Raw genomic sequence first — 7,267 nt, 5'->3', positions numbered from 1 at the left:
CCCGGCCAATCCCGCCGCTAAGGCAACTTCTCAACCCTACCAGAACCACCACCAGAAACAAACCCCGGCGGCGACCCCGTCGCGCTGACAAAAGAAAACATTACCCACCCCCACCACCGAAATCAAACCACAAACAGGTGACCCCGCACACAGAGTCGCAGGTCACGCTGGTGGATCACATTCAGCGGGGTGTCGCATCCGGAAGAGAAAGCAACACGGCATTACGCCGTAAGGGCCACGCTTTGCAGCGGCAACCAAAAGAACAATGACGTCTCGAACTGCTTGTTAAAGCCGTAAGGCTCCAGCGGGAGATACCCCGCCGAACGATAGAGCGCCACCGACTCAGGTTGCATCGTGCCGCTCACCAAAACCAGTTGTTCCATATCCGCAGCACGCGCCTCGTCATGAAGCGCATCAAGAAGCGCCCGCCCAAGACCATGCCCACGAAATTGCGGATCAACATAAACCCGACGCACCTCAGCAGTACGCCCCTCACCAAACTCAGGTTCCAGGCCAGTCACCTCAACCACCGCAGCACACCCAGCAGGCTGACCATCAACAGTCGCCACCAACATGGCAATGAGCCCCTCGGGCTCAGGGCCCGAACCAGTCACAGGCGCAGAGTACCTGCGGGCCACTTCAGCTTCTTGGGCATCGCGCAGTGCCGTTGCATCAGCATCGGACCAGGTGACCTTGTGGATCGTCATCGTCATACACATCCTCATGGGCAGGTGAGTGGGTCTCACTCAACCTGAAACGTCTCGGCGGGAAACCACTCCACCGTAAGAGATATATCGACGTGAACACCAGATTCTGTAGGTGTGATGTCAAGCGGTTGACCGTAAAACAATGGTGGGGGTGCGACCACTTAGCGTGATCGCACCCCCACCAAACAGTCCCGGACCACACCTCACGGTGTCGTCACGTAACCAACGTTATGCAGAAACCAAGGTGTTCAACACCGAGGTGAAGAAACCCAACCCGTCAGTGCCGTCACGGTGGGCAGTGCCATTATCGGGGCCAAAGCCCTTCTCTACAGCGTGCTCTGGGTGAGGCATCAACCCCACAACATTGCCACGCTCATTGCTGATACCAGCAATGTTGCGGCGTGAACCGTTCGGGTTCCACCCCTCATAGCGGAAGACAACCCTGCCCTCAGCCTCCAACATGTCCAGCGTGTGCTCATCAGCAACATACTGGCCATCTTGGTTTTTCAACGGAATGACGATGCGCTGATCCTGCTGGTAGGAGTTCGTCCACGCAGTGGCGTTGTTCTCCACAACAAGGGTTTGCTCCCGGCACACAAAGTGCAAGTGATCGTTTTTGATCATCGAGCCCGGAAGCAGGTGTGACTCCGTCAGCACCTGGAACCCATTACAGATTCCCAGCACCGGTAGACCGCCGTTCGCGGCATCCACAAGCTTGTCCATGACCGGAGCGAAACGGCTAATTGCACCAGCACGCAAGTAGTCGCCGTAGGAAAACCCACCCGGCAAGACCACAGCATCGACCCCGTGAAGGTCAGCGTCGCCGTGCCACAAAGAAACAGCTTCCCCACCAGCGAGACGCACCGCGCGCGCCGCATCACGGTCATCAAGGGTTCCGGGGAAAGTGATCACGCCAATGCGAGCGCCAGACATTCCTGACATCAGTGACCCTCACCTGACGCATCCGTGACTGCAACAACATCTTCGATGACAGGGTTCGACAGCAGAGTGAGGGCTGCTTCCCGAGCTTTTTCTAAGACTTCAGGGGTAACGTCCCCTTCAACCTCAAGTTCAAAGCGCTTACCTTGGCGGACAGAAACAAACCCGTCAAAACCCAAACGAGGAAGAGCGCCGGCAACGGCCTTTCCCTGTGGGTCAAGAATCTCGGGCTTGGGCATGACGTCGACGACTACGCGTCCCACGGGCACTCCTGAAGTAGAGGGGTTCGCACGGATTGCCTTCCCAGTCTACTGGGCACCGAGCGGATGGTAACCAACCGCCCGGCATGTGGCCCAGTGACTGTGCGGCGTTAGGTTAAAGCTCGATGACCTGACCAGTGAGGCGCGTATACGCCTCGATGTAACGTTCCTGGGTGGCTGTAATGACATGCTCGGGTAGCAGTGGTGGCTGTGCACCGCTGGCCCGGTCCCACCCGGATTCAGGTGAGGTCAACCAGTCGCGGATGAACTGCTTGTCGAAGCTTGGTTGTGCCCCGCCTGGACGCCACTGGCGGGCGTCCCAGAAACGGGAAGAGTCCGGTGTAAGGACCTCATCGCCGAGGAGGATTTCCCCGGTAGCTGGGTCGGTTCCAAATTCGAGTTTGGTGTCAGCCAAGATGACTCCGCGCGAACGGGCGATCTCCTCCGCGCGGGCATAAATAGTGATGGTGTGGTCACGCAGTAGTTCTGCGGCAGCTAAACCGACCTGCTGCGCCACATCAGAGTAGGTGATGTTCTCGTCGTGTTCCCCAACCTCCGCTTTCGCGGCAGGGGTGAAGATCGGCCCTTCTAGGCGGGAACCGTCTTCTAAGCCCTCGGGCAGGTAGACCCCACACACGGCGCCGTCTTGCTGGTACTCAACAAGGCCTGAACCAGTGAGGTACCCGCGCACAACACATTCGATGGGGAACATGTTCAGGCGTCGGCAAATCATGGCGCGGCCATGTACTTCTTCAGGGATCAGCCCGTCACCTGGAGTCGATGACATGTCCGTCGACACCACGTGGTTGCCGACAACATCATCTAGTTGGTCAAACCACCAGAGGCTGAGTTGGGTGAGAACTTTTCCTTTACCCGGGATTCCTGGGGACAGCACGTGGTCATACGCGCTCACACGGTCCGATGCGACCACCAGCACGACGTCACCGTGCGGGTGTGGGCCGCCGAGGGCATCGGTATCTGGCTCGTAAAGATCGCGGACCTTACCCGAATACACATGACGCCAGTCGGGTAGGTTTTGTGTGGGGATGTTTAGGCCGGTCATCGGGTCACCGTAATCTCGTTGCGTGCAGCTTTCAGGGCAATGTCCGTGCGGTAGTGCGAACCATCGAGGACGATGCGCACTATCGCTTCATAGGCGCGGGCTCGCGCTTCGTCGAGGTCGGCGCCGACAGCAACAACGGACAGGACCCGCCCACCGCTCGACACGATGGCCCCTGACTCATCACGGCGGGTACCGGCGTGCAGGACGTGGACGCCGGGCACTTTTTCTGCCTCGTCGACACCGGTGATTACATCGCCCACTGCTGGGGTGTTTGGGTAGTCACGAGCGGCGAGGACAACCGTCACTGAGGTTTCGTCTCGCCACTGGAGTTCAGGGAGTTGCGCTAACGTGCCGTGCGCTCCGGCCCACAGCACCTGTGACAGTGGTGTTTCTAGGCGGGCAAGAACGGATTGGGTTTCGGGGTCACCAAAGCGGACATTAAATTCCACGACACGCGTGCCCGCGGAGGTCAATGCCAACCCAACATAGAGGATGCCGACAAACGGTGTGCCGCGGCGAGCCATCTCGTCAATAGTGGGTTGAGCAATCGTGGTGATGACTTCTTCAGTGAGCCCTTGGGGTGCCCAGGTCAGCGGAGTGTAGGCACCCATGCCACCAGTGTTGGGGCCGGCATCGTCATTGCCGACTCGTTTGAAGTCTTGCGCTGGGCTGAGCGCGCGAACCGTTGTGCCGTCGCTGACAACAAAAACGGAAACCTCTGGGCCGTCGAGATACTCCTCGATAACAACTTTGGCGGCGTCTGGGGTGCGCGCTTCGAGGCACGCCTGGGCGTGGGCAAGGGCTTCGTCACGGTCGGTGGTGACTACCACGCCCTTTCCGGCAGCCAGCCCGTCGTCTTTAACAACATAAGGGTTGGTTTCCCCGACCGCTGCGAGCGCTTCTTCGACCTGGTCGAGGGTGGTGCACACGTATGGGCGTGCTGTGGGTACGCCGGCAGCTGCCATGATTTCTTTAGCGAACGCCTTGGACCCTTCGAGCCGTGCGGCCTGGGCTGATGGGCCGAATGTGGCGATGCCTGCGGCGCGGGCGGCGTCGGCGACGCCTGCTACGAGGGGTGCTTCGGGGCCGATCATCAGTAGATCAATGTCTAGTTGCTGGGCAAGGGTGACCACGGCGTCTGGGTCGTTCGCGTCCACTGCGTGGAGTTGCGCTAACGCGCCGATTCCGGGGTTTCCTGGCGCGACATGCAGTTCATGCTGCGCCTGACCAGACGATGCGTGTTCGTGGGCGAGGGAATGGACAATGGCGTGTTCGCGGGCACCTGAGCCAAGGACAAGGATCTTCACACCGCGATTCTAGTCGCTTGGCTCACACAGTTGCTGACCTGTCTTGCTTTGACTTATGTGCAGCGCTGACGTGCCGAATGTGAAGAAAACGAGACGGCCCTATCCCTCTAACCTACGGTACCGTAGGCTTGGGGAGGACAACACGTCGTGGTCGCCGTAGACCCCCGGCGATCCGCTCCCCACACATTGGAGTCCCCATTACTCTCTCACCAGCGCAGGACGTGCGCACTAAGCCAACCCGCCAACGCGGCACTGCCGGTTCAGCGAACTTTTCCCGTGTCCTTGGCACCGTCAAAGAAGCCGGATTACTAGGGCGCCAGCGTGGTTTTTACATCACGATGCTCGCTGTCCTTGGTGTGGCTCTTGGTGGCATCATCGTTGGGTCAATTTTTCTGGGCGAAAGCTGGTTCCAGCTGCTGCTCGCCGCTGCCCTCGGTGTTGTGCTCACACAAATTTCGTTCATCACCCATGAGGCTGCGCACCGGCAGATTTTCGTTTCCGGTCCCGCTAACGACCGCACCGGGCGGTTTCTCGCCAACGCGATCGTGGGCATCAGCTACCAGTGGTGGATGAACAAGCACACCCGCCACCACGCGAACCCCAACACCATTGGCAAGGACCCCGACATTGAGCGGGACACCATTTCCTTCACCCCTGAAGACGCAAGCGTGCAACGTGGCATCTCCGGGTGGATCACCCGCCGTCAAGGGTACCTTTTCTTCCCGCTGCTGACCCTGGAGGGTATTAACCTCCACTGGCTGTCGCTGCGTTACCTCTTCACTGCCCCCAAGGTGAAAAACCGGGTGTCAGAGATCGTCACTATTGCCCTGCGCATCAGCATCTACCTCACCGCAGTGTTTATGTTCCTGCCAGTGGGTATGGCATTTGCGTTTGTTGGCGTCCAGCTCGCCGTGTTTGGAGTGTACATGGGTGGCTCATTCGCCCCCAACCACAAGGGCATGCCACTCATTGACCGGGTAACAACCGTTGACTTCTTGTCCCGTCAGGTCTTGACCTCACGAAACATTATGGGTTCAACGCGCGCCGGTAACCTGTGGCTCACGATGTTCTACGGTGGTTTGAACTACCAGGTTGAGCACCACTTGTTCCCCAACATGCCGCGTCTGCACCTGATGAAGGCATCGGAAATTGTTCGCAAACACTGCGCTGAGATCGGTGTTCCTTACACTGTGGCTACAGTGCGTGAATCGTACTCCCAAGTCATTGCGTATCTGAACCGTGTGGGAATCTCAGGGCGCGACCCATTTGACTGCCCCATGGTCAGCCAGTTCCGGCCATCAGGCGTGTAATCGTCACCACGAGTTCTGCGCCGCGTAGGTCTACGTGCGGTGGGAGATAAAACAGTTCAGGGCTTGTGCCATGGTTTCCGTGGCACAAGCCCTGAGTCATATGCGTTCAGGAGAGCGCACGAGGTAGCAGCACAAGAATTCGTCATCGCAAGGGTGCCTGTCACAGATGCGCCACCGGCGGGGCTTAAGTTAGTTTCCACTCCCCGTGTAGCTGAAGTTCTGGAATGAGACCTCACCACTTTCGCAGTACACGCCAATGACCCGGCCAGTAAATGAGCAGGTGGACTCAGCACTGAGGAAACGGCCATCTACCACTGCCAGTTCGATAGGCCCGTGTGGCCCATCAACACCAAGAATGACCTCATCGCAGCTCATCGCCGCGAACCCGGGTGTCACAGCGCGAGTTGTCATCCACACTCGGGTAGTTCCCGCGGGACGCTCGATGCTCCATTCCTGGGACAAAGTTGCCACACAGGCTCGGGCGATCACCTGGTTGCCGCGCGCCTCCACACTGTAGTGGTGGGCTTCGTCGTAACGCATCGACAAACCCCCAATACCAGCTGAGGTGTCAACCTCGACGGAAGTGTGAGTGTCCAAGTGCATGAGGCGGATGCCCACAAAAGTTGCGTGTGCATCTGACATACCCGCTCCATCACCTCGCAAGGTGAGGTGCCCGGCACTTCGGTGCGCAAGGTCTGCGGGTAGTGCGCGCAACCCTAGCCACTGCAACGGGAATGTTGGGGACATAAAGTCATCACTGAAAGCCCCTGATTGGGGGTCGGTCAGTTCAACGGGGTCAACCTCAAGCCACCCGTCAACCCACCGGGCTGTTGTCACAAATGTTTCCCGTCCGCGAGGAGAAAATGACCGGGTGCCACCGTGCGTACGCATCCCCAACAAGTAGAACAACCATTGACCGTCAGGGCCAAGGACCAGATCACCATGACCTGTGTTCTGCACGGGACGGGCTGTGGAGCGCGCCGACAAAATGGGGTTAGTGGGCGCTCCCTCAAAAGGACCAGCGGGGCTGGTTCCACGAGAAATACTGACACTGTGGCCTCGTTCTGTCCCGCCCTCCGCGATGAGGAGATACCACCACCCCTCGTGCTGGTACAGGTGAGGGGCCTCGGGGAACATTAATCCGGTGCCGGACCATACGGGGTAGGGGTCGCATAGTGTTTCACCAGTTGTGGGGTTAATGCGTACCTGTTCAATGCCATCGTGGCTGCCCACCCCGTCACCGGTGAGGCGCAGCGCGGAATACGTCATATAGCATGTGCCGTCGCTGTCCCACGCAAGATCGGGGTCGATACCGTTAACCCCAGGAACTGGGGTTCCTGCACTCCACGGCCCGCTGGGGTGCCCGGCAGTGAAAATGAGTGTGCCGCGACCCATCGCATCAGTGACGGCAAGCCAAAACTGCTGGTTGTGGTAGCGCAGGGTCGGAGCCCAAGCACCGCCACCGGTAGGAACATCGTGCACTGCAAGGTGATCAGGCGTCACCGCCACATGCCCGATGAGGTTCCACTCAACCAGGTCAGTGGAATGGTAGATCGGCAACCCTGGAAGGTACTCAAATGTTGAGGTAGCCAGGTAGTAATCGTCCCCCACCCGCACGATGCTCGGGTCAGGGTTAAACCCAGACAAGACAGGGTTACGCAATTGTGCAGTCATGAGGTTC

Annotated in this window: 7 protein-coding genes; 1 reads left to right on the top strand and 6 read right to left on the bottom strand. The window is 58.9% G+C overall.

The window, feature by feature from the left end:
- Positions 1-221: 221 nt before the first annotated feature.
- The 5 genes from G538_RS14855 to purD all read right to left on the bottom strand — a co-directional run bounded on the left by G538_RS14855 (position 222) and on the right by purD (position 4,276).
- On the bottom strand, positions 222-713 hold the full coding sequence (locus G538_RS14855; RefSeq protein ID WP_051196511.1) for a GNAT family N-acetyltransferase: 492 nt from the start codon (positions 711-713) through the stop codon (positions 222-224).
- Positions 714-935: 222 nt separating this feature from the next.
- Entirely contained in the window at positions 936-1,649 is a 714-nt protein-coding gene (gene purQ, locus G538_RS0103180) for a phosphoribosylformylglycinamidine synthase subunit PurQ (protein ID WP_029068169.1), read from the bottom strand.
- Entirely contained in the window at positions 1,649-1,909 is a 261-nt protein-coding gene (gene purS / locus G538_RS0103175) for a phosphoribosylformylglycinamidine synthase subunit PurS (RefSeq protein WP_029068168.1), read from the bottom strand. The genes purQ and purS overlap by 1 nt, the downstream gene beginning before the upstream one ends.
- Before the next feature lie 112 nt (positions 1,910-2,021).
- Entirely contained in the window at positions 2,022-2,969 is a 948-nt protein-coding gene (locus G538_RS0103170) for a phosphoribosylaminoimidazolesuccinocarboxamide synthase (protein WP_029068167.1), read from the bottom strand.
- A complete protein-coding gene (purD, locus tag G538_RS0103165) occupies positions 2,966-4,276 on the bottom strand; it encodes a phosphoribosylamine--glycine ligase (RefSeq protein WP_029068166.1) in 1,311 nt (436 codons plus the stop codon). Before purD ends, G538_RS0103170 begins: the two co-directional genes overlap by 4 nt.
- A gap of 221 nt (positions 4,277-4,497) precedes the next feature.
- Between purD and G538_RS0103160 the strand changes: the two genes are divergently transcribed.
- Complete coding sequence (locus tag G538_RS0103160) at positions 4,498-5,586, top strand: fatty acid desaturase family protein (protein ID WP_035832807.1); 1,089 nt, start codon at positions 4,498-4,500, stop codon at positions 5,584-5,586.
- Positions 5,587-5,775: 189 nt separating this feature from the next.
- On the opposite strand, the gene G538_RS0103155 is transcribed toward G538_RS0103160, so the two are convergent.
- Positions 5,776-7,260 carry a glycoside hydrolase family 43 protein gene (locus G538_RS0103155; RefSeq protein ID WP_029068164.1) on the bottom strand — a complete coding sequence of 495 codons (1,485 nt, stop codon included), beginning with the start codon at positions 7,258-7,260 and terminating at the stop codon, positions 5,776-5,778.
- Positions 7,261-7,267 lie beyond the last annotated feature (7 nt).

The organism is Jonesia quinghaiensis DSM 15701, from assembly GCF_000423205.1.
Taxonomy (GTDB): domain Bacteria; phylum Actinomycetota; class Actinomycetes; order Actinomycetales; family Cellulomonadaceae; genus Jonesia; species Jonesia quinghaiensis.
Note: the sequence above shows the minus strand (reverse complement) of the source record. Positions and strands in the feature narration are given on the sequence as shown.